We start from the raw sequence: 20,742 nt of genomic DNA, 5'->3' as shown, positions 1-20,742 counted from the left end.
GAATGGTTATAATAATTTCTTTGCATTATAAAAGGATATCTTGTATTTATTCTTTAGCTATTGGGTTCTAAGCATAAAAAATGGACGATTTTTATAAACCGTCCATATATTTTTTGATAGGATATTTTTACTTATTTTTTCTTTACAGGAACTCTGTTGTCATTATCCAGCTTTTCTGTAGAAACTCTGAACTGGATGTCCATTTCATTCTTAATAAAATAATCTTTCAGAGAAGATTGGTAAAATACTTTAAAGTCTCTTCTGTTCAGGGAGAATTTAGCAGATTCTACTACTACTGTAAACTGGGTTACATATACGTTTGCCGGGAAAGTAATTGTTTTTCTTACCCCTTTAATCGTTACATCACCATATACGGTTGAGTTATACTCACTGTTTGCCAAAGGAATAATTTTAGTCAGATGGAATTTTGCGATCGGGAATTTTTTAACTTCAAAGAAATTGGTACTTTTTAGATCGTTGGTAAGTTTGATCTGATCTTCCTCCGAAACATCCCCCGCCATCATGCTTCTCATATCTATAATAAATTCACCGTCTACAAGAACCGTCTTATCAAAATTGAACTTCCCGCTTTTAAGCTTTACCGTTCCTGAATGTGAAGAAGCCTCGGTTTTTACAACTTTATATCCCCACCACCTGATCTCTGATGAAGTCACTTTTGAAACCTTATCAAATTTCTTCTGTGCAGAAACAAATGATATGCTGATGCACATCATAGCAAACAATAGTAATCTTTTCATTCTTTTTTATTTACAATTCAACAAAAATAAAAAAAAGTGTAGAACTTCTACACTTTTAATAATCTTTTTTTGATTAAATTATTTAGCAGTCACCTTTACAAGCATTTCAATGTCATCTTTCACAAAAACATCCTGCATTGTAGATTTGTAAGCAACATCAAATTTCTGTCTGTCGAAAGAGAATTTGTTAGAAACCAGGCTTACTACTCCTTTGCTGTAAGAGATTTTTGCAGGGAAAGTAACTGGGTTTGTTTTACCTTTAACAGTAAGGTTTCCTGTCACTAAAGAATTATAGATTTTATCGCTGTTTTTCTTTACAGAAGTAATCTTGAAAGAAGCAGTCGGGAATTTTTCAACTTCAAAGAAGTCACCATTCTTAAGGTGTCCGTTCAGTTTCTGCTGATATTCTCCGGAAAGGTCAGTTGAGTTGATAGAAGTCATATCCAAAACAAAGCTTCCTCCTACAAGGTTATTTCCTTTCATCACCATGTCTCCGGATTTTACTTTCACAGTACCGTCGTGAGAGCTTGCCTCAGATTTTGCCACTTTGTATCCCCACCAGTGAACATCAGATGCCACTACTTTTTTTGACTGTCCGAATGCAAGACCACCTGCTAAAACTGCTAATAAGAATATTTTTTTCATTTGAATAAAGTTGTTTACTTGTTTAATGGTGCAAATGTAGCCAACTTATCTGATAGATTTCATTGATGTATATCAATAAAACCAATTATTTTTATGAATAATATCATCTCATAAAAAAACTCCGAAAGCTTCGGAGTTTTAGTATTTTAATTTTGATAGTAAGCAGTATACAGTGCAGCGCCTTTTAATGCTGTGTGATTCTGTTTAATCAGATAAATAGGTGTGCTTTTCAGCAGTCCTTCCATCTTGTCGCTTATCTTGAATTTATCATAGAACTTTCCTTTGTCGATATATTCTCTGATTGTTTGCGGAATATCTCCGGAGATCAGTAGCCCTCCCGTAGCTTTAAGCTTCAGCACAAGATTATTTGCTTCTCTTGCAAGGAATTCAAGGAATGTATCCAGAGCAATTTTACAGATCAGTACGTCTTCTTCCACTGCTGCCTTGTAAAGCTCTTCAACAAAGTTTCCTCCGGCAAAACGTTCAGCAAGCCATTCCGGCTCCGGATGTCTTTTTACATCTCTCAGGAATCTGTAAATATTAAAAAGACCGGTTTTAGAAAGTACATTTTCCCAGCTTACAATACCGTAGATATTGTTCAGGAACTGATAAAACTCTACTTCTACATTCGTTCTTGGTGAAAATTCCGAGTGTCCGCCTTCCGTTGCGAAAGGTCTAAGGTTTTTTCCGTCAAAGAAATATCCTGCTTCACCCAGTCCGTTTCCTGGAGCCAGGATCGCTACATTTCCTTTTTCAAGATGCCCGCTGGTATAGATCGGGTCCAGATCGCTGTCTTCAAGAAGCCCCATTCCATAGGCTGATGCTTCAAGGTCATTCAGCATATCTCCTTTTTCAAAACCAAAATCTCTGGTATACTCTTCAATATCTAAGTCCCAGCCCAGTCTTGCAGGACTGCTTTTTCCATCAATTACAGGTCCGGGTACAGCTACCGCCAAACGTTTCACATTGCTCAGCTGATTATCCTGGATGAATTTTCTCAATATATCAGAAAATGAAGTATAGTCTTTAGTATTATATTCATTCTGAATTTTCACCTCAAGGCCCCCGTTACTGGAAACAAAATAGCCTAAGATCGTTATATCTTCACGGAGACTTGCACCAATGATACTAACATTATCATTATTGGTATTCTCTACTCCCGGTAAATAAAGCGGAAATTTTGGATTCAAAATCATAACCTCAAATTTTATCAAATATAATAATAGTTTTCGTAAATCCTGCAGGGAAAGAAAAAACCTTTTTATTTTCATAAAAAGGTTTGGTTAATAATTGTTTATATATAAATCTAACTACTTTCCTAATGGAATATTGTATCCGAATCCTACTCCGATGTTCCCCACATTATAGTCCTGTCCTGCCATATCACCTTTATCTCCTACAAAAACTTTCTGATACTGTACGAAGAAGTTCCAGTCTCTGTTGTGGTACCCGATTTCCGGTTTGATATAGAAACCTCCGTCCGGTCTGTTAACAGAACTGTTGGCAGCCACTTTATCATCACCTACAAGGAAACCGTACCCTAAATCTGTTCCGAAATAGAAACCGGTTTGTTTAGGATAGATTCTTATTAAAGCTCCTACAGGAATTACTCCTACATCATTATTATCATATCCGTTGTTACTTTTTCCGAAATAATGAGTATATCCTGTTGCAATCCCTAATCCAAATCCGGGGGTGATCAAGTTCTGATAAGACACATCCACACCTGCTGCCGCAGACAGATTATCTGCAGGTACTGCTAAACCAACATTAGCGCCTACTTTGATCATATTATTCATCTTTGAGTTCTGCGCGCTTGCGATACCTGCTGTTAAGATTCCAGCTAGTAATATTGCCTGTTTTAACATTTTCATAACTCTAATTTTAAATTTTACTAAAGCAATAGGCTGTAAAAATCGTGCCAAGGGAGGGTTTTTATCTTATTTTAACACTCACCCATTTTGTAAAACAATGAATATCAATATGTTAATTTATATTAAAATTAAATGATTGTTTAAGTTACCTCTTAAAAAAATAATAATATTAAAGGCTCTTAATCGTTATTATTTTAACCTTTTCCTTTCAAAACTATCCAAAAATTAAATTCTCCCAATATGGCCGATTCACTATTGCATAATAAACATCTTCTTTGGCGAGCCGGTTTCGGAGCCGGAATTAACCAGGTTGATGGGCTTAAAAGTAAGAATACAAAGTTGCTGGTTGATGAGCTATTTAAAGAACAAAATTTCACTGAAATCAGTTACGACACTCTAAGTACTGGTGTTTCCGACATGATGGACAGCAAAACTCCCGCAGAAAAGAAAAAGGAGATGCAGCGTATCAGCAGAGAACAGAATAATGAGCTCAATCTGAATTTTCTTGACAAAATGGTCAACAGCAAAGATCAGATGAGGGAAAAGATGGCTTTTTTCTGGCATGGGCATTTTGCAACAAGGGTCAATAATTCAAGATTCAATCAACAGCTTCTTAATGTTATCAGGAAAAATTCATTAGGAAATTTTAAAGACCTCCTTTTTGAAGTTAGCCAATCTCCTGCAATGCTGAATTTCCTTAATAATCAGCAAAACAAAAAAGGTCATCCGAATGAAAACTTTGCCCGTGAAGTCATGGAACTATTTACAATGGGAAGGGGAAATTACACTGAAAAAGACATCAGGGAAGCTGCAAGAGCTTTTACAGGATGGGGATTTGACAAAGAGGGCAATTTTAAAGAAAGAAAAAACGTGCACGATGAAGGTTCTAAAATATTCCTTGGGAAAACCGGAAATTTTACAGGAACCGATATTTTAAATATGATTCTGGAACAGAAAGCCACTGCAAAATTCATCACTGCAAAAATATACAGGTTCTTCGTTAATGAAAATGCAGACAATACCATTATAGAACAGCTAAGTACAAGTTTCTACAATTCCGGGTATGATATAAAAAAACTGATGTTTGAGATTTTCTCAAGCTCATGGTTTTATAACCAAAAGAACATCGGGAACAGGATAAAATCTCCTATAGAACTGATGGCCGGAATAATGCGGATGCTTCCTATGAATATTCAAAATCCGGAAAACCTTATTGTTTATCAGAAACTGCTCGGGCAGATGCTTCTCTATCCGCCTAATGTAGCGGGATGGCCAAGCGGCAGATCATGGATAGACAGTTCGACGCTGATGCTTAGGTTACAGATTCCACAGATATGGTCCGGCCTGCGTCCTTTGGAATACAGTCCGCGACAGGACGATGACATCGACATGGGAATGAAATCCCGTGAAACTGCGTTAAACAAATCATTCAAAAATCCTAATATCACCATTGACTGGAGCAGGCTGGAAAAAGTATTTGCAGACAAAAACTGTGAAGATTACCTGATTCAGAATACAAAAACCCTTGATATGAGTTCTGTTAAAAATTTTTCGGATAAAAGTATTAAGATGAATATGATCAATCTGATGTCGACACCAGAATATCAGTTAAGTTAGGTAGCAGATCTTAAAAAACAAAATTATGCTAATCAAAAGAAGAGAATTCCTAAAAATAAGTTCATTGGCAACCACATCACTGATGATGCCTAATTTTTTGAAAGCCATGACACTGGATGAAGCTTTAAAACCCAGTCAAAAGATTCTCGTGGTGCTTCAGTTTACGGGTGGAAATGATGGTTTGAATACTATTATCCCGACAAAAAATGATATTTATTTTAAAGAAAGAAACGGTATTGCCATCAAAGATTCTTTACCTCTGAATGATGAAGCAGGAATCAATCCGGCTCTCTCCTATTTCAAAGAACTTTTTGATAACGGTGAACTTTCGGTAATGAATAATGTAGGCTATCCTGATCCCGACAAATCCCATTTCAGAAGTATGGATATCTGGCATTCCGCCAGCCGCAGTGATGAATTTCTTGAAACCGGATGGCTCGGACGTTTTCTTGATGAAGAGTGCTACCGGTGCGAGCATCCGACCCAGGCTTTGGAAGTAGATGATATGCTGAGCCTTGCCCTGAAAGGAGAAAACAATAAAGCATTTGCTTTTAAAGATCCTAAAAGGCTTTATCAGACGAGTCAGGAGAAATATTTTAAGTCTTTGTATGACCATCATCATGACGACGAAACGGTTTCTTATTTATATCAGACCCTTGGTTCTACCATTAATAATGCAGATTATATTTTTGAAAAAAGTAAATCTAAAAAAACAGACCAGACTTATCCTAATTCACAGCTGGGAAAAGATTTTAAAACTGTAGCTTCACTGATTAAATCTGACATTAATACCCAGGTTTATTATCTTTCCGTAGGAAGTTTCGATACGCATGTTAATCAGAATGAAAGGCAGAAAAAACTGTTCAGCGACATTGATGAAGCGGTAAAATCTTTTGTAGCCGACCTGAAAAGTAATGGCATTTTCGAAGATGTCCTATTAATGACTTTCTCGGAGTTTGGCCGCCGGGTATCTCAAAATGCCAGTAACGGGACAGACCATGGAACTGCCAATCAGATGTTCTTTATCAGCGGAGGCCTTAAAAAGAAAGGACTTCTGAATGCTCTTCCTGATCTTCAGCATCTGAATGATGGTGACCTGATTTATACGGAAGATTTCAGAAAGGTTTATGCTACCATCCTTAAAAACTGGCTTAAAGCGGATTCTTCCAAGGTATTGGGCTGGAAAAACGGAATTTATGATTTTATATGATGTGTTTTTAAAATAAAACTGCCATTCTGAAAAGGTATTCCTAATCAAAATGGCAGATGAATTAATATGCAAATAAATTTCTCGCAGATTTTGCACATGACGCAGATGTTTGCGTTATATTGTCAATCTGTTTTTATCTTTATTTATTATCTGAAAATCTTTGTAAAACTATCTTTTTCAAGGGTTTCCAGTGAGAAATCAAAATCGGCTTCCGCTTTTTCTGTTGTAACCTCAGCTCCAAGCTCTTTTACAAGCTCATTGAAAGACATAGCTTCGTACCATTGCTGATACAATGCACTTGTTGCCATCATAGAAACCTGATTATTTCCTGAAACATGGGAATGTCCGGCTCCGAAATTCAATAGTACGAAACATTGCTTTTCGTTTTTTGTCACCAGCATACCGAGAATCATTTGTTTCTGAACAGAATTACATCTGGCTTCAGCAAAGAGATTGTTAGGATTCATCATATAGTCATAGGAAATATGATCTCCTTTTCCGATCACGATTTTATATCCACAATTTGTGTCTCCGCTGAAAACATTATTCATGACAAGTGTCGGTGCACAATGTCCTTTATTGGCGTAAAGATATTCAACAGCACCGTTAGGAGCGGAAGTCATATCTCCAGAATACATCAATTGTCCGTCACCGTGATTATAAGCAGCATTCCAGCCTATTTTTCCGGCGATATTCAATCCTGAAAGGTCAAGGTCACGGGCACCCCATCGATCTTCCCAATAGATACCCACAGCCAGTCTATCATCATAAAAACGGGTTCCGGCAGGAATATTTCCAACAAACATTTTTTCAGAAGTTGGCAATGCAAATTCTACATTTTCAGGGAAATAAAATTTCTTTCCGGATAAGCTTTCATATTTCAGTTTCAGATAATCCAGAATAAAATCATAGTTAAATTGATTCACGTAAGTTTCCTTACCTTTTTTCACCCACGATTTTCCGTTTCGGACTCTGTAAACAAAAGTATCCTGACCATACATTCTTGAGTAGCAAGCTGACAATGCCTTGAACAATGCAAACGGTGTCGCATTTTCCAGCCAGTGCCAATCGCTGTTTTCCAGCAGTGTATTTGTAACATCATTCAACGGATTTGAAATCAATGGTTTATGATGTACTTTAGACAGTTTTGAAATCTTATTGATCGCTTTAGGCGCCCTGTTTTTATAAGCAAGGAATAACGGTTTAAATCTGTTAAAAATTTCCGCCAGTTTTTCCATTCCAAAGCTTTCGAATAAATATGTTGGATTGAATTTATTTTGCTTGATTAAATCAATCAGATCATCACTTTTGATTAAAAGCGTTGTATTGGTCGTTTTATAAATTACATACCGGAAAAACTCAACAGGATTCTCAGGATAAATATCATACTGATCGGCTATTTTTATAACAGCTTCCTTATTTCTGATATTTTCTTTTCCTGTAAAATCATATTCCAGCTCTGTATGTAAAACATAAAGCAATTCATCAATGGTTTCTTCTTTTAAAGCAATTCCTGATCTTAAAAGAGAAAGGCATTTTTCCTGCATTTCTTCTACAGTATAAGCTTTGATTACTTTAAAAACCAGCTTCATATCAGGAACGTTCAGCACTTCATCGGGAATATAAATTTCACTTTGAAAATTGCTTCCGTACGTTGAAATATAATGACTGATCTGTTCAAAAAATAAATCAATTCTGGAAGTATTTTTTATTTTCTCCCAGGATTTATGAAAGGTTTTATTCAAATCATTTCCATTTAATTTTTCCTTTTCATAATAAGAGATGATTTCATTTTTTGCCCAGACAGCATCCGGTTCAATGATAAAACCGTTATCAGAAATAAACAACTTTTCATCTGATTTTCCAGCCAGTACAGCATTGAATAATTTTAGTGTTTTCATTGTTATTATTTAAAAAAATAAGTGAGGAGTAGATTCATTAAAAGTGAAGTGTATAGGAACTCCTTTTACCTATAGTTTATAAAAAGCGGGAAGTAATTTATCCAAAAAATATAGGAACTTCCTTTGCCTTATAATTTGTAAAAAAGCGGAAAGTAAATCTGAAATACAGGAACTTTCTTTGTTTTCATTTTTTTTTTAACGTATGAAAATGACTGATATGTGAATATAAGCATTTCACTTGTTTTGAGGAGCAGACAGGACTCGAACCCGTGACACACAATTGGAATTCATAGGAACTTTATTTGCCTGCAGCGAAAAGTAATTTTGTTGCTCTACCATCTGAGCTACTGCCCCTGCCGTTATGAAAAAGTTTTCATTAACCTTACAGGCTTTTACACCTGTAAGGTTTGGTTATTAGTTTTCCGTCAATCTCAAAGGCTTTTACCTTTATAAGATTTACAATTAAATTAAAAATTATGCTTTTCTGAATTTCTTCTTTTTCTTCCAGGGTGCATTTTTTCCTACATCCCCTGCCATGATACATCCGTAAGGCATCACCTCATCCAGAACTTCGCAAAGTCCGTATTCCTCAATCTGTGCTCTTACGTTTTTAGCACTTTTATAAGCGCTTGGAAGTTCGGAAATATCAATTTCGTTGGAGAAGAAACGGATATCCAGTCCTTTGGTTTCTTCGTCGAAAATTTCTTCGACCGTTTTATGGGCCAGCGATCTTTTATGTTGTGTTCTGCTGAAATTTCTTCCGGCTCCGTGAGGTGCAAAACCCAGATTTCTTTCATTCGTTTTTCCCTGAACAATCAAAACGGATTCTGACATATTCAGCGGAATTAACCTCGGGCCTGTGATATCCGGCATAAACTTATCATCCAGCGGAGTAGCTCCTTTAGCATGATAAAACATATCTCCGTCCCTGAAAACAAAATTATGTTCGTTCCAGTATCTATCCTGCTTTTCTGTCTCCAGTTTATTTAAAACCGCGTCATGAATAGCAGTATGGTTTTCCTTAGTCCATGTTCTTATCAATTGAAGAGCTTCCCAATAGGCCTGTCCTTCTTCCGTATCGAAAGGGATCCATGCATTTTCTCTCAGTGTTTCAGGGGAAATTTCCTGTCTGAAACGGTTTGCCACTTTCATTCCTTTATCATATAGGGCTGCACCCGGAGCTCTTGAACCGTGATGCGTCACCAGCATTGTATTTCCTGTATTTCTGGATTTTCCGACAAACAGGAAATGGTTTCCGTCTCCCTGGGTTCCCATATGAGAACGAGCAATACTGATCAGCTTTTCATCATTTAAGAAATAGTTTTCTCTGAATGCATCCATCAGTTCCTGAGACATCGGCATCTGCTCACCTCTTGGTCTTCCTCCATATCCGAAATGGGTCACCGAATGGGCTGCATCCAGTACTTCTTTAGGATCAGCATCTCCAAAATCGGTTAACATCACAGAACAGCAGATATCTGCGCTATGAAATCCGGGATGGATTGCATTTTTAGCAACAACTACCCCACCTACAGGAATTAATCCTTCCGGTCCTGTAGGACAGGCATCAGGCATCAGTGCTCCGGCAGTCAGCGTAGGGGTTTTCATCAGAACTTTCATGGTATTGATTACTTTCTCCACGTTATCATTCTCATTTTCATGTTCAGCTCTGATATTAATGATGAAATCTTTCGCTGTTTCGTGAAGCGGAATTATATCAGACTGTCTGAACTGTTCTAAATATTCTCTGATCTGAACTTCATCCAGATTATTTCCGTTGATATGATTAATAGCATCTTTAAACCATTTGGCTGGTCTATATCCTAATTCAATTAAATGATTTCCGTTAAATTCCATTTGTCTTTTCATTTTGATAGTGCAAAGTAACAATACAAGTGCGCAATAATTCTGCGTAGATAAAATTATTTTAATTATTTTTGTAAAAAAGCTAAGATTTAAATTATTCATTTACTTTCTTAGCTTTACTTATCCGATAATTTAAACTTAAAAATATATGATATTAGAGCAATTAAGAAACACGCCTGAAACGATTCAATTCAAAGATGTTATTACTTATATTGATGAACATTACGATTTTAAGCCAACTTCTTTCAAAAATGGAGATACTGTAAATGAGGCAGGTCAGAATAACGGTTCATGCAAGGTCTTCAGCTTTGCAAAACTGCAGGGGCTTTCAAATGAGCAAACCCTTCCTCTTTTTGGAGAATTCTACAGAGAGGATGTATTAAAAAATCCTGAAGGAGCAGATCATCAGAATATCAGGAACTTTATGAAATATGGATGGGAAGGAATATCCTTTGAAGGAGAAGCATTGACAAAAAAATAATTTCAAGAGTCAATGATGAATTTCACTTCACAAGTGAACAGTCAATTAAAAAAAACGTCTGAAATATAAAAATTGGTTTTTCACCATTCACTCCACCCATCAACCAAAAACACAAAAGCCATGTCATCCAATAAAAATGCCCTGATCCGCTACAAAACATTAGATAAATGTCTTAAGAACAAATATAGAAAATACACGCTGGAAGATCTTATCGATGCGTGTTCTGATGCCCTGTTTGAATTTGAAGGAAAAGAGTCCTACGTAAGCAGACGGACCGTCCAGCTCGATCTGCAGAATATGCGAAGTGAAAAATTCGGTTATGAGGCACCCATCGAAGTATACGAAAGAAAATATTACCGCTACAGCGATCCTGAATACAGTATCCATAATATTTCAGTGAATGAAAGTGACCTGAAAGCAATGAATAATGCAGTACAGATCCTGAAACAGTTTAAAGATTTCTCCATGTTCAAAGAAATGAACGGGGTTATTCAGAAACTGGAAGACTCTATTCATTCCACCGGGCAGAAATCGATTATCCATCTGGATAAAAATGAACAGCTGAAAGGGCTTGAACATATTGACATTCTTTACGAAAGCATTTCAAACAAAAAAGTTCTGAATATTCTTTACCGTAGCTTTACCGCAAAAGAATCCAGCAATTATATTGTTCACCCTCAGCTTCTGAAGGAATTTAACAACAGATGGTTCCTGATCTGCCAGCATAAAGGCAAAATGTATAATTTGGCCCTGGACAGGATGGAAAAGATTGATGTGGAGGAAAGTATCCAGTATATTGACAAAGATCTGGACGGTGATGAATATTTTAAAGACATCGTCGGAGTTACCGTTTCAGATACAATGGCTCCCAGAAATGTTGTTTTCTTTGTAGAGTCCTCAAATGCACCCTATGTAAAAACAAAACCTCTTCATAAAAGCCAGGAAATCATAAATGAAACTGAGGATGGTACCTTATTTAAGATCTGTGTGCAGATTAATTTTGAGCTGGAAAGGCTGTTATTGGGCTTTGGAGAATGCCTGATTGTTCATAGACCTAAAAAATTGAGATTGAAGCTGCAGGATAAATTTAAAGCAGGGTATAAAAATTATGAAAATCTGGTAATTCCGGATGAGAATTGATATTTTTTTAACCACAAAAGAGGCAATTTTTTTTAAGCTAAATATTTTGAAAAAGAAGATCACTTAGGTTTCTTTGAAAAACTTTGATTTTCAGGATAACAAAAACTCGCCGGATCAGGTTCCCCTCCCTTGGAGGGGTGGCGAAAATTCAAAGAATTTTTGACGGGGTGGTTTATAAAAAATAAAACTCCATTATAAAACTTCTACATTACCTTCTAAAACACTTATCAATAGCTATATTTTCAAAATGGCTTGGAAATTGTAGTAATCTGCACATTAAAAAATCATACTATGAAATCAAGAATATTTAAAGCATTGATTGCCATTATAGCACCTATTGCGATAGAATACATCGTAAAAAAAGTATCTGAGAAATTAGATAAAAAAGAAGATAAAGGAAACGGACCAAAGCAGATTACTGCTTAAACGTAGAAGTAGTTAGAATTTAATTTTATTGAAAAGAGACTGTCATGAATATGTACAGTCTCTTTTTTATGATATTGATCTTAAAAATATTCAGCTGCAAACCCTCAAATACCTTCATTCAAAAACCCAAAAATCACAACGCAAAAAGACTGCGCACTATCTGGCTTACTTTGCATTAAAATAAATGTGATGACGCCAAAAATATTAGAAAAAATAAAAGAAATAGAAGAAACGCGTAATGTAGAAGTTCTTCTGGCTGTAGAATCCGGAAGCAGAGCCTGGGGATTTGCTTCTCCGGACAGCGATTATGATATACGTTTTATCTATCGTCATGAAAAAGACTGGTATCTTTCACCGTGGGATAAAGATGAAACCATAGAATTCATGACTGAAGATGATCTGGATGGCTCCGGATGGGATCTTCGCAAGACTTTCCATCTGCTGCTAAAATCGAATGCAGCTTTACTGAGCTGGTTTTATTCCCCAATCGTTTATAAGGAAAATATAAAATTTGTTGAGTTATTCAGACCTTTGGCAGACGCCTGTTTCTCTCCGGTAGCCGTTTCTTACCACTACCTGAGCATGAGCAAAAAATATCTGGAAGCCTGCAGAAGCGATGAAGTTAAACTGAAAAGTTATTTTTACTGCCTGAGAACAGCACTGACCGGAAAATGGATCATAGAAAAAGGAACGGTTCCGCCGGTTTTATTCAATGATCTGCTGGTTTTAGTTGATGATTTTATGAGGATAAAAATAGAAAACCTTGTTGCCCTGAAAGCAACTAAAGGAGAATCTTATTATCACTTGAATGATTGGGAACTTTTTGGATTTTTGGAGAAAACAATTGCTGAGACTGAAGAGAAATCTAAAGTACTTGCAGGAGGAAAAGCAGATAAAAAGGAAATGGAGAAAACTTTCCGTGAAATATTAAAATTATAGAGTATTATTAAACCAACTTAAAAATGTAAAATATAACCAATGAAAAATATAATAGCGCTTTCTCCCATGTATACGGAAGACAGCAACAATCTGAAAAAAGCATCTATAAATTCACCTTATGAACTGAACCGCTTCAATGCCAGATGGAACGTTCCGGAAGAATTCAGGGATGATGTTATTGCGGTATATGGTGAAGATATTTATGCAGAAATTGTTTCTGATCAGTGTGGATTGACGCTTATGAAACCTGAGGACAACTGGCTTTCTTTAGTTTCGGAAGAATTTACAAAACGTAAAATTTCTTACGGACATTTGAAAGACTATATCAGTCAGGAAAATATTTTCATCAAATGTTCTGATTTTAAAAGCTTTAAAGCCGGTGTTTTTGAAAAAGTAACGGATATTAAAGGATTTGATTCTCTCGACCTGAAGAGTATGGTTTTCACATCAGAAGTTGTAGAATGGGAACTGGAAGTAAGATGCTTTGTTTCAGAAAGCAAAATCAAAACCTTTTCTTCCTACTGGCGGAATGATGTATTTGACATGAATCCGCTTTCTGAAACAGAAGAAAAAGAGATGCTTTCATTTTTTGAGACATTTATCGGTCAGTATGCTTCTACTCTGCCAAAAGCTATTGTTTTGGATTTTGGGATTATTAAAGGAAAGGGTTGGGCATTAATTGAAGCAAACCCGGCATGGTGTTCAGGATTGTATGCCTGTGACGCGGAAAAAGCTTTGGAAGTGATTGTTGAAAGCTGTATTAAAAACTAATGTATATTAATTTTTAACACAAACAATAGAAAAAGTTCCCCGTAAGGAGCTTTTTTCTTATTATTAACAAATTAATTAAACCAGATCAGTATGTGTACACCTAATAACGATATTAAATTTTGCACCTGCGCTGAAGGAGACATTTATGAAATAAAAAACATCTATATCTGGACTTTGGAAAGCTATATTGGCTCAAATGAAACAATGAGACTTGGAAAAATTATGCTGCCGACCGATAACTTTGGAAATGGTATTTCCACTGAAAATATTATACAGGAATTAAAAGCCGGAAACATTTTTGATTTTGATTATATTCCTCAGGAAAGAGATACACTGCGTATTTCTTATAACGCAGAAAACCATAATGATTATAAATATTTTTCATTAATATTTATAAATAATAACTGGCAGGAAGGAAGAAATCCCGCATTCAGAAGCATCGAAAAAAATATTGCTGCAGGAGAAATTATTATTAATCAAAAAAAACAATAATGACCATACAAGATTTAAAAAATAAAAAACTTATCCTTCTCGAGACCATCTCCGGAAGCCGTTCTTTCGGGCTTGCGACGGAAAACTCCGATACAGATATCCGTGGAGTATATTATCTGCCGAAAGAAGATTTTTTCGGTCTGAATTATATTCCGCAGATCTCTAATGAGACGAATGACATTACCTATTACGAGATTGGAAGATTTATAGAACTTTTACAGAAAAACAACCCCAATATTCTGGAAGTGCTGGCAAGTTCGGAAGACTGTATTATCCACAAAGATCCGTTGATTGATCTTCTCAGGACCGGAGATTTTCTGTCCAGGTTATGTAAGGACACCTTTGCCGGGTACGCCGTTTCACAAATCAAAAAGGCCAAAGGACTAAATAAAAAAATCCTTAATCCAATAGAAAAAGAAAGAAAATCCATCCTTGACTTTTGCTACATACTTCAGGATCAAGGCTCAATTCCATTGAAAAAATGGCTTTCAGATTACGGAAAAATTCAAGAAAAATGCGGACTGGCCGGTATTGACAATACAAAAGGTATGTTTGCTCTTTTTTACGATGAAAAAGGAAGTCTGGATTACAAAGGAATTATTCAGAATGAAGAAGCCAACCAGGTTTCCGTTTCTTCAATCCCTAAAGAGGAAAAACCTGTTGCCTATCTCTTCTGTAATCTGGATGCCTACTCCACTTACTGTAAAGACTACAGGGAATACTGGAAATGGGTTTCTGAACGTAATGAAGACCGTTATAACGTCAATCAGAAGCACGGACAGAATTATGACAGCAAAAATATGATGCATACCATCCGCTTATTGCAATCCTGTGACCATATATTTAAAACCAACTCTTTACAGATCCGTGTAGATAACAGGGAGGAATTACTCGACATTAAAGCTGGAAACTGGTCTTATGAAGCGGTAATGCAAAAAGCAGAAGATCTGATAAGTTCTATAGAACACCATCATTCAGTATCCACTCTCCCTGATTATCCGGATGCAAAAAAGGCAGAGAAAATTTTAATAGAAATCCGGGAAAAATTATATCATTAAACCTTAATAAATTCTTTAAGATTACTTTTTCTTTGAAGCTTTGGCTGTTGCATTATAATCCAGACATATTTTTACCCAGTATTCGAAATCTTCAGGTTTTTTATAGCCCACGGGTTCTACATAACAATATCCTTTAAGCTGTTTCCCTTTCATGATCATAGGAAGAAAACCGGTTCTTTCTGAAACGTCCTCTTCCAGATCAGGGTTGTAGCGGCACATCAGATTATCATGGCTCACATTGATGCACATTTTATCATTCACGAGAAATGATAGCCCGCTGAACATCTTCTTTTCCCTGATTTCCAGATCAGGAACCAACGAAAGCCGTTCCCGGATTCTATCTGCCAGTTCAGTACTGTATGCCATTAAAATAATTTTTATAGTTTAAATTTAGACAAAAAAAGCCTTAAACAAAGCATATTTTTAATTTTCAATCACTTTCATAAGTTTATGAAATAAAATTTTATTTAAAATAATTATTGTTTTACGATAATTAATTATACATTTGCAATAGTTAAATAATTATTGCCATGAACCAGACTAAAATTATTTCCAGGATTCTGTATTATATCTGCATCATTTTGTCGGCAGGTTATCTTATTAGTTTAATTTATTCAGCTTTCTGTCTCGCAACAGGTTTTGCTGTTACGCCTTATAAGAACGGTCAGTTCCTTCATATCAATTATCCTTTTACAGAAGAGCCTTTTATGAACATTGAAAATAATTATCCCTATATTATTTTCTCTTTTTTACTGGTTTTAGTTTCCTATGGAATTTTTTTCTGGCTTTCGGCATTAGTTTTCAGAGTATTTTTTCAGTCAAAATTATTTACAAAAGAAAATATACTTCAGCTTAAGAGATTTTACATGTATAATATTTTCATTCCATTGCCAGTGGTGATCACGGCAAGTCTTTTTGTAGAGGTTGAAAGTATTATCTGGGGACTGGTATTTATCCATTTCATGCTTGGAATTTTCTGTCTGTTTCTTGCGAATATCTTCAAGCAAGGACTACATTTGCAAAACGAACAAGACCTATTTATATAAAATGCCAATTATAGTCAACTTAGATGTCATGCTAGCCAAACGAAAAATGCAGAGTAAAGAATTGGCAGAAAAATTAGGGATCACCCCTGTAAACCTCTCTATTCTTAAAACAGGAAAGGCAAAAGGAGTACGCTTCGACACCCTGGAAGCCATCTGTAAAATTCTGGAATGCCAGCCGGGTGACATCCTGGAGTACCGGGAATAGTTCTTGAGTTTAGGAGTTGGTGTGTTAGAGAGTTTTGAACACATTAATATTTAAATTCCCGATCTTCAGTTCCTCTTCAATCTTTCTATCTTTTTAAGCAGCCGTAAAGGTCTGCCTTATCCTTCTATTATCCAAACCTTATCATATGAATACCTTAGCTATCAACAATCTTAACCTTATTTATAAAAATGGTTATCAGGCGGTTAAAAATATATCGCTTGAAATATCGAACGGAATGTTCGGACTGCTTGGACCCAATGGAGCCGGAAAATCCTCATTAATGAAAACTATTGTAGGACTGCAGAAACCTACTTCCGGGAATATCATCTTTAATGGAACAGATGTTTCAAAAGATCCTGATCATATTAAACGGAATCTTGGCTTTCTTCCACAGGATTTTGGCGTTTATCCAAAAGTTTCCGCATATGACCTTCTGGAACATATTGCAGTATTAAAAGGAATTACCAGCGGTACCGAGCGTAAAAACCAGATTCTGAACCTGCTTGAAAAAGTCAATCTTTCGGAGTTCAGGAAAAAAGAAGTTCATACCTTTTCCGGAGGAATGAAGCAGCGTTTCGGAGTCGCCCAGGCATTATTGGGAAATCCGAAGATCATTATTGTAGATGAACCCACCGCCGGCCTTGACCCTGAAGAACGAAACCGTTTCAATTCTCTCCTGAACGAAATCAGCCAGGATGTCATTGTTATTCTTTCTACTCATTTGGTAGAAGATGTAAGAAATCTCTGCTCGGAAATGGCTGTTATGAACAAAGGACAGATTCTCCGGCAGGGAAAACCGTCAGAACTGATTTCTGAACTGGAAAACAGAATATGGTCAAAACCGATAGACAAGAATGAACTTGAAAACTATCATTCCAGCCATGAAATTATCAGCCGTCAGCTGATCGAAAGAGAACTTCACATTACAGTATTTTCAGAGGAAAAACCAAAAGACTTCAATGCTGTGAGCCCTCTACTGGAACACGTTTATTTCCATACCCTCACCCAAAAACCTTAATCATGAACGCTATATTTTTATTCGAAGCCGGACGCATTTCCAAGCACTGGCCAGCCTATCTCATATCCTTTATTTTATTAAGCATAGGTGTTTTTTGCGGAAATCAGTTCAATCTTACTGCAGGAGACGGAATTTTCCTGAACTCACCATATACCATAGGTTTTATGACAGGAATGCTAAGCCTTTCCATCCTCTTTATTGCTGTAATTTATGCCGTACAGCTGCTTTTTAAAGACCAGGATTCAAAGTTTGATCTTGTCCTGTTTTCTTTTCCTTTTTCTAAATGGACTTATCTGAGTGGAAAATTCATCACTTACTTTTTACAGACTTTTTTAAGTTTTACCTTTCTGATGACCGGTTTCCTCATAGGCCAGGTTCTGCGGACCGGAAGTGAAATGCAGCCTTATTTTAATATAGGATATTATCTGTATCCGATGCTGGTTTTCGGGTTTATCAATAGCTTTTTCATATGCAGTTTTCTGTTTTTCGTTTCATTGATTGTTAAGAAAAAACTATTGACTGTAGTCGGCGGATTGCTTCTTTATGTCCTTTATATGGTTGTTTTGGTCTTTTCCAATTCACCATTTATGTCCGGAAGTCTTCCACAATCAATAGAAACACAGCAGATCTCTTCCTTTTTGGACCCGTTTGGACTGTCAGCTTATTTTTTTGAAGCAAGAACATTTTCTGTACAACAGAAAAACACTTTAATTGTACCCTTCACAGGATATTTATTGCTTAATAGAATTATCTTTCTCATTACTTCTGCAGTTTTTCTCCTACTCACCTATCGTTTATTTTCTTTCTCCGGTGTTTCAAGGCAAAAGTTTAAAAAAACAGTACCGGAATCTGAAATTCCTCTAATACCAACATTCTCCTACACTATATCACAAACAAATTTCGGCAGAAAAAATAAGTTCATTTCTATCTTGTCATTTGCAAAGATTGATCTACTTTATCTCATCAGAAGCATCAGTATTCCTGCAGTTTCCATATTGCTCCTTTTCTTTGTAGGTATGGAAATGTATGCCGAGATAGAAAAAGGGATTCGGCTTCCTCAGAAATATGCCGGGTCAGGTCTTATGGCAACAACAATTTCAGAAAATTTTCCTCTGTTCGGACTTTTGCTTGTAGCTTATTTTATCAACGACCTGTATTGGAGAAGCCATTCATCAGGATTTTCTCTGATTGAAAGTACTGCCTTTTTTTCGAAAAGTAAATTATCAGGCCATTTCATTGCAATCAGTGTTCTTCTTTTCTTCTTTACCGGAATTTTAATTATTGAGGGAATTTCATTTCAGGCAGCCTATCAATACCTTTTTATTGACTGGAATGCATATCTGGGCGTTTTTCTTTTCAATACTTTTCCGTTGATACTTTTCTCAGGATTTATCCTGTTTGTTAATGATAATATCAGGAACAAATTTATTGCTTTGGGAGTTTCCGTTTTAGCAGTATTCCTTCTGGCTGGTCCGGCTTCAGGTAAAATACTTCCCTATCCTTTCTTAAGGATATTTTCAGATTTTAAGGGTAGTTACAGTGATTTTAATGGATATGGACCGTATATCATTGCTTTCGCAAAAAGACTTTTATTTGGCTGTGGAGTCATTTCATTTTTATGGATGATTAATAAAGTTTTAAAAACGAAAAAGATAAGTTCCATTTCACTTGTTTTCAGCATTCTTTTGCTTTCTGCAGGGATTTTTGCCGGAACCTTTTTCATGAAAGGCTATATTCCGAAAAATGAAGAAAAAGCAGTCATAGAGGCCATTAATTATGAAAAACAGTTTAAGAAATATAAGAACCTGCCCCAACCTGAAATTTCAGAAGTTATTACAGAGATCAAGCTTTATCCTTCGGAAAATTCTTACGAAATTACAGGAAAATATATTCTAACTAATCTTTCTGATCAGCCAATTGAGAAAATTCTCATTCATTTTAGCCCTGATCTTAAGATGGAATCGGCTGTTTTTGAATCTGGCCCGGAAATCATAAAAATAGATAAGACCGTATCGGAAATCCAACTAAAGCAACCTCTGAAACCTAATGATACAGCTTATCTTAATTTCAAATTATCCTATAAATGGTATGCTGTAAACGGACACCAGTCTTTTAACGCTATTATAGAAAACGGTTCTTTTATGAGGATCAGCAGGTACTATCCGGTGATTGGATATCAGAAAGATGAAGAAATTCAGGATGAAAAGCTTCGGAAAGAAAATCACCTTGGAAAATTGGAAGGATTGCAAAAGCCGGAGGCACCGGAAGTCTTAAAAAAAGATTTTATCAATTTAAATATGACAGTTTCTACGGATAAAACCCAAACTGCGATAGGTACAGGAGATCTGGTTAAAAAATGGACTAAGTCCGGACGTAATTATTTTATGTATAAAGCTGAAAATATTCCCTTCCGGTTTGCTGTTTCTTCAGCAGATTATCAGGTAAAAAGTGTTTTGTATAAAAGTATTCTTGTGAATGTTTATTATCATGAAAAACATTTTGAAAATGTGAATCATCTCTTAGAAAATGCTAAAATTACACTGGATTACTGTACTCATAATTTTGGAAAGTATCCTTTTAAGACGGTCAATTTTGCTGAAATCTCATCTTTTACCAGAGGATTTGCTGCAACCGCCTATCCTTCTGCAATCTTTATGCCTGAAGATATGGTATTCCATGCCAATATTCAGGCAGATAAAAAACAGGACGTTATCAATGAACTTGCCGGACACGAGCTTTCCCATTTGTGGTGGGGAAACAGTCAGATTAATCCCGATGACAGAGAGGGTGCTGTAATGCTTACTGAAACCCTCGCCATGTATACCGAAATGATGCTCTACAAAAAAATGCACGGCAAAGAAAAAATGATGGAGAGAATAAAGGTACATCAACAGATCTATGATACTGAAAAAGGATTTTCCGAGAACCGCCCGATCTACAGAGCTATAGGCGATACTCCGCATATTTCCTATTCTAAAGGTGCTGTGGCAATGGTAAAATTAAGTGAGCTGATTGGAGAAGAAAAGGTAAATGAGGCTTTGAAAAATTTCCTTCAGCATAATCAATATCCTAAAAAACCATCTTCCTTAGATCTGCTCAAAGAATTTTATAAAGTCTGCCCCGATGAAGCTGCAAGAAAGCAGGTTGATCTGTTATTCAAAACAATATAGATTCATCAATAAAGCTATTCAGAATTTTACACAAACATCTGCGTAATCTGCTAAATCTGCGAGAGATTAATTTTTTTCTCGCAGATTTAGCAGATTTCTTTATTACTACCTATTATCTGTTTTGG

20 protein-coding genes and 1 tRNA gene are annotated in these 20,742 nt (G+C 36.0%); 13 read left to right on the top strand and 8 right to left on the bottom strand.

Annotated elements, in window-relative coordinates:
- Window positions 1-131 precede the first annotated feature (131 nt).
- The 4 genes from ACQWU4_RS15120 to ACQWU4_RS15105 all read right to left on the bottom strand — a co-directional run bounded on the left by ACQWU4_RS15120 (window position 132) and on the right by ACQWU4_RS15105 (window position 3,277).
- Window positions 132-758 carry a YceI family protein gene (locus ACQWU4_RS15120; RefSeq protein ID WP_429936576.1) on the bottom strand — a complete coding sequence of 209 codons (627 nt, stop codon included), beginning with the start codon at window positions 756-758 and terminating at the stop codon, window positions 132-134.
- A 78-nt stretch (window positions 759-836) separates the two neighbouring features.
- Entirely contained in the window at window positions 837-1,403 is a 567-nt protein-coding gene (locus ACQWU4_RS15115; RefSeq protein WP_429936575.1) for a YceI family protein, read from the bottom strand.
- Between the two features lie 146 nt (window positions 1,404-1,549).
- Window positions 1,550-2,599, bottom strand: coding sequence for a glucokinase (locus tag ACQWU4_RS15110; RefSeq protein ID WP_429936574.1), 1,050 nt, complete (start codon window positions 2,597-2,599; stop codon window positions 1,550-1,552).
- Window positions 2,600-2,713: 114 nt separating this feature from the next.
- Complete coding sequence (locus ACQWU4_RS15105) at window positions 2,714-3,277, bottom strand: hypothetical protein (protein WP_429936573.1); 564 nt, start codon at window positions 3,275-3,277, stop codon at window positions 2,714-2,716.
- A gap of 240 nt (window positions 3,278-3,517) precedes the next feature.
- On the opposite strand from ACQWU4_RS15105, the gene ACQWU4_RS15100 reads away from it, so the two are divergent.
- Window positions 3,518-4,894 carry a DUF1800 domain-containing protein gene (locus ACQWU4_RS15100; protein ID WP_429936572.1) on the top strand — a complete coding sequence of 459 codons (1,377 nt, stop codon included), beginning with the start codon at window positions 3,518-3,520 and terminating at the stop codon, window positions 4,892-4,894.
- A 25-nt stretch (window positions 4,895-4,919) separates the two neighbouring features.
- Complete coding sequence (locus ACQWU4_RS15095; protein ID WP_429936571.1) at window positions 4,920-6,104, top strand: DUF1501 domain-containing protein; 1,185 nt, start codon at window positions 4,920-4,922, stop codon at window positions 6,102-6,104.
- Between the two features lie 146 nt (window positions 6,105-6,250).
- Here the strand turns inward: ACQWU4_RS15095 and ACQWU4_RS15090 are convergent, their stop codons facing one another.
- From ACQWU4_RS15090 to ACQWU4_RS15080, 3 genes are all read right to left on the bottom strand, one after another.
- Window positions 6,251-8,005 (bottom strand): hypothetical protein, encoded by a 1,755-nt coding sequence (locus tag ACQWU4_RS15090; protein WP_429936570.1) that lies wholly within the window; start codon window positions 8,003-8,005, stop codon window positions 6,251-6,253.
- Window positions 8,006-8,251: 246 nt separating this feature from the next.
- Window positions 8,252-8,359: transfer RNA gene (locus ACQWU4_RS15085), tRNA-OTHER, on the bottom strand.
- Window positions 8,360-8,479: 120 nt separating this feature from the next.
- Entirely contained in the window at window positions 8,480-9,862 is a 1,383-nt protein-coding gene (locus tag ACQWU4_RS15080) for an RtcB family protein (protein ID WP_429936569.1), read from the bottom strand.
- A 157-nt stretch (window positions 9,863-10,019) separates the two neighbouring features.
- On the opposite strand from ACQWU4_RS15080, the gene ACQWU4_RS15075 reads away from it, so the two are divergent.
- The 7 genes from ACQWU4_RS15075 (at window position 10,020) to ACQWU4_RS15045 (ending at window position 15,178) form a co-directional block, all read left to right on the top strand.
- The gene (locus tag ACQWU4_RS15075; RefSeq protein ID WP_429936568.1) at window positions 10,020-10,352 is read left to right on the top strand and encodes a HopJ type III effector protein; all 333 of its coding nucleotides are present in this window, start codon (window positions 10,020-10,022) and stop codon (window positions 10,350-10,352) included.
- 120 nt (window positions 10,353-10,472) lie between these two features.
- The gene (locus tag ACQWU4_RS15070) at window positions 10,473-11,492 is read left to right on the top strand and encodes a helix-turn-helix transcriptional regulator (RefSeq protein ID WP_429936567.1); all 1,020 of its coding nucleotides are present in this window, start codon (window positions 10,473-10,475) and stop codon (window positions 11,490-11,492) included.
- Between the two features lie 291 nt (window positions 11,493-11,783).
- Window positions 11,784-11,918, top strand: coding sequence for a hypothetical protein (locus ACQWU4_RS15065; RefSeq protein ID WP_429936566.1), 135 nt, complete (start codon window positions 11,784-11,786; stop codon window positions 11,916-11,918).
- Window positions 11,919-12,107: 189 nt separating this feature from the next.
- Window positions 12,108-12,857 (top strand): nucleotidyltransferase domain-containing protein, encoded by a 750-nt coding sequence (locus ACQWU4_RS15060; RefSeq protein WP_429936565.1) that lies wholly within the window; start codon window positions 12,108-12,110, stop codon window positions 12,855-12,857.
- A 39-nt stretch (window positions 12,858-12,896) separates the two neighbouring features.
- On the top strand, window positions 12,897-13,628 hold the full coding sequence (locus ACQWU4_RS15055; RefSeq protein ID WP_429936564.1) for an ATP-grasp domain-containing protein: 732 nt from the start codon (window positions 12,897-12,899) through the stop codon (window positions 13,626-13,628).
- Between the two features lie 90 nt (window positions 13,629-13,718).
- Entirely contained in the window at window positions 13,719-14,120 is a 402-nt protein-coding gene (locus ACQWU4_RS15050; RefSeq protein ID WP_429936563.1) for a hypothetical protein, read from the top strand.
- Window positions 14,120-15,178 carry a nucleotidyltransferase domain-containing protein gene (locus ACQWU4_RS15045; protein ID WP_429936562.1) on the top strand — a complete coding sequence of 353 codons (1,059 nt, stop codon included), beginning with the start codon at window positions 14,120-14,122 and terminating at the stop codon, window positions 15,176-15,178. The genes ACQWU4_RS15050 and ACQWU4_RS15045 overlap by 1 nt, the downstream gene beginning before the upstream one ends.
- Window positions 15,179-15,199: 21 nt before the next feature.
- Here ACQWU4_RS15045 and ACQWU4_RS15040 read toward each other — a convergent pair whose 3' ends face one another.
- Window positions 15,200-15,544 carry a TfoX/Sxy family protein gene (locus ACQWU4_RS15040; protein ID WP_429936561.1) on the bottom strand — a complete coding sequence of 115 codons (345 nt, stop codon included), beginning with the start codon at window positions 15,542-15,544 and terminating at the stop codon, window positions 15,200-15,202.
- Window positions 15,545-15,708: 164 nt separating this feature from the next.
- On the opposite strand from ACQWU4_RS15040, the gene ACQWU4_RS15035 reads away from it, so the two are divergent.
- From ACQWU4_RS15035 to ACQWU4_RS15020, 4 genes are all read left to right on the top strand, one after another.
- Window positions 15,709-16,224: a DUF2975 domain-containing protein gene (locus ACQWU4_RS15035; protein ID WP_429936560.1), complete on the top strand. Its 516-nt coding sequence runs from the start codon at window positions 15,709-15,711 to the stop codon at window positions 16,222-16,224.
- Window position 16,225: 1 nt separating this feature from the next.
- A complete protein-coding gene (locus ACQWU4_RS15030) occupies window positions 16,226-16,429 on the top strand; it encodes a helix-turn-helix domain-containing protein (protein WP_040995723.1) in 204 nt (67 codons plus the stop codon).
- A 145-nt stretch (window positions 16,430-16,574) separates the two neighbouring features.
- Window positions 16,575-17,447, top strand: coding sequence for an ABC transporter ATP-binding protein (locus tag ACQWU4_RS15025; RefSeq protein ID WP_429936559.1), 873 nt, complete (start codon window positions 16,575-16,577; stop codon window positions 17,445-17,447).
- 2 nt (window positions 17,448-17,449) lie between these two features.
- Entirely contained in the window at window positions 17,450-20,617 is a 3,168-nt protein-coding gene (locus ACQWU4_RS15020; protein ID WP_429936558.1) for a M1 family aminopeptidase, read from the top strand.
- Window positions 20,618-20,742 lie beyond the last annotated feature (125 nt).

The sequence above is a fragment of the Chryseobacterium sp. MIQD13 genome (genome assembly GCF_050496705.1).
In the GTDB taxonomy this organism is placed as follows: domain Bacteria; phylum Bacteroidota; class Bacteroidia; order Flavobacteriales; family Weeksellaceae; genus Chryseobacterium.
The sequence above is the reverse complement of the archived record's forward strand: the minus strand, read 5'-3'. Positions and strand labels throughout refer to the sequence as shown.

Bases quoted from the DNA above. Each gene is read 5' to 3' on its own strand.
- ACQWU4_RS15075 (WP_429936568.1), top strand. From the start codon at position 10,020: ATGATATTAGAGCAATTAAGAAACACGCCTGAAACGATTCAATTCAAA.
- ACQWU4_RS15080 (WP_429936569.1), bottom strand. From the start codon at position 9,862: ATGGAATTTAACGGAAATCATTTAATTGAATTAGGATATAGACCAGCC.
- ACQWU4_RS15020 (WP_429936558.1), top strand. From the start codon at position 17,450: ATGAACGCTATATTTTTATTCGAAGCCGGACGCATTTCCAAGCACTGG.
- ACQWU4_RS15040 (WP_429936561.1), bottom strand. From the start codon at position 15,544: ATGGCATACAGTACTGAACTGGCAGATAGAATCCGGGAACGGCTTTCG.
- ACQWU4_RS15060 (WP_429936565.1), top strand. From the start codon at position 12,108: ATGACGCCAAAAATATTAGAAAAAATAAAAGAAATAGAAGAAACGCGT.
- ACQWU4_RS15120 (WP_429936576.1), bottom strand. From the start codon at position 758: ATGAAAAGATTACTATTGTTTGCTATGATGTGCATCAGCATATCATTT.
- ACQWU4_RS15045 (WP_429936562.1), top strand. From the start codon at position 14,120: ATGACCATACAAGATTTAAAAAATAAAAAACTTATCCTTCTCGAGACC.
- ACQWU4_RS15110 (WP_429936574.1), bottom strand. From the start codon at position 2,599: ATGATTTTGAATCCAAAATTTCCGCTTTATTTACCGGGAGTAGAGAAT.
- ACQWU4_RS15030 (WP_040995723.1), top strand. From the start codon at position 16,226: ATGCCAATTATAGTCAACTTAGATGTCATGCTAGCCAAACGAAAAATG.
- ACQWU4_RS15115 (WP_429936575.1), bottom strand. From the start codon at position 1,403: ATGAAAAAAATATTCTTATTAGCAGTTTTAGCAGGTGGTCTTGCATTC.
- ACQWU4_RS15100 (WP_429936572.1), top strand. From the start codon at position 3,518: ATGGCCGATTCACTATTGCATAATAAACATCTTCTTTGGCGAGCCGGT.
- ACQWU4_RS15035 (WP_429936560.1), top strand. From the start codon at position 15,709: ATGAACCAGACTAAAATTATTTCCAGGATTCTGTATTATATCTGCATC.
- ACQWU4_RS15070 (WP_429936567.1), top strand. From the start codon at position 10,473: ATGTCATCCAATAAAAATGCCCTGATCCGCTACAAAACATTAGATAAA.
- ACQWU4_RS15090 (WP_429936570.1), bottom strand. From the start codon at position 8,005: ATGAAAACACTAAAATTATTCAATGCTGTACTGGCTGGAAAATCAGAT.
- ACQWU4_RS15055 (WP_429936564.1), top strand. From the start codon at position 12,897: ATGAAAAATATAATAGCGCTTTCTCCCATGTATACGGAAGACAGCAAC.
- ACQWU4_RS15105 (WP_429936573.1), bottom strand. From the start codon at position 3,277: ATGAAAATGTTAAAACAGGCAATATTACTAGCTGGAATCTTAACAGCA.
- ACQWU4_RS15095 (WP_429936571.1), top strand. From the start codon at position 4,920: ATGCTAATCAAAAGAAGAGAATTCCTAAAAATAAGTTCATTGGCAACC.
- ACQWU4_RS15065 (WP_429936566.1), top strand. From the start codon at position 11,784: ATGAAATCAAGAATATTTAAAGCATTGATTGCCATTATAGCACCTATT.
- ACQWU4_RS15050 (WP_429936563.1), top strand. From the start codon at position 13,719: ATGTGTACACCTAATAACGATATTAAATTTTGCACCTGCGCTGAAGGA.
- ACQWU4_RS15025 (WP_429936559.1), top strand. From the start codon at position 16,575: ATGAATACCTTAGCTATCAACAATCTTAACCTTATTTATAAAAATGGT.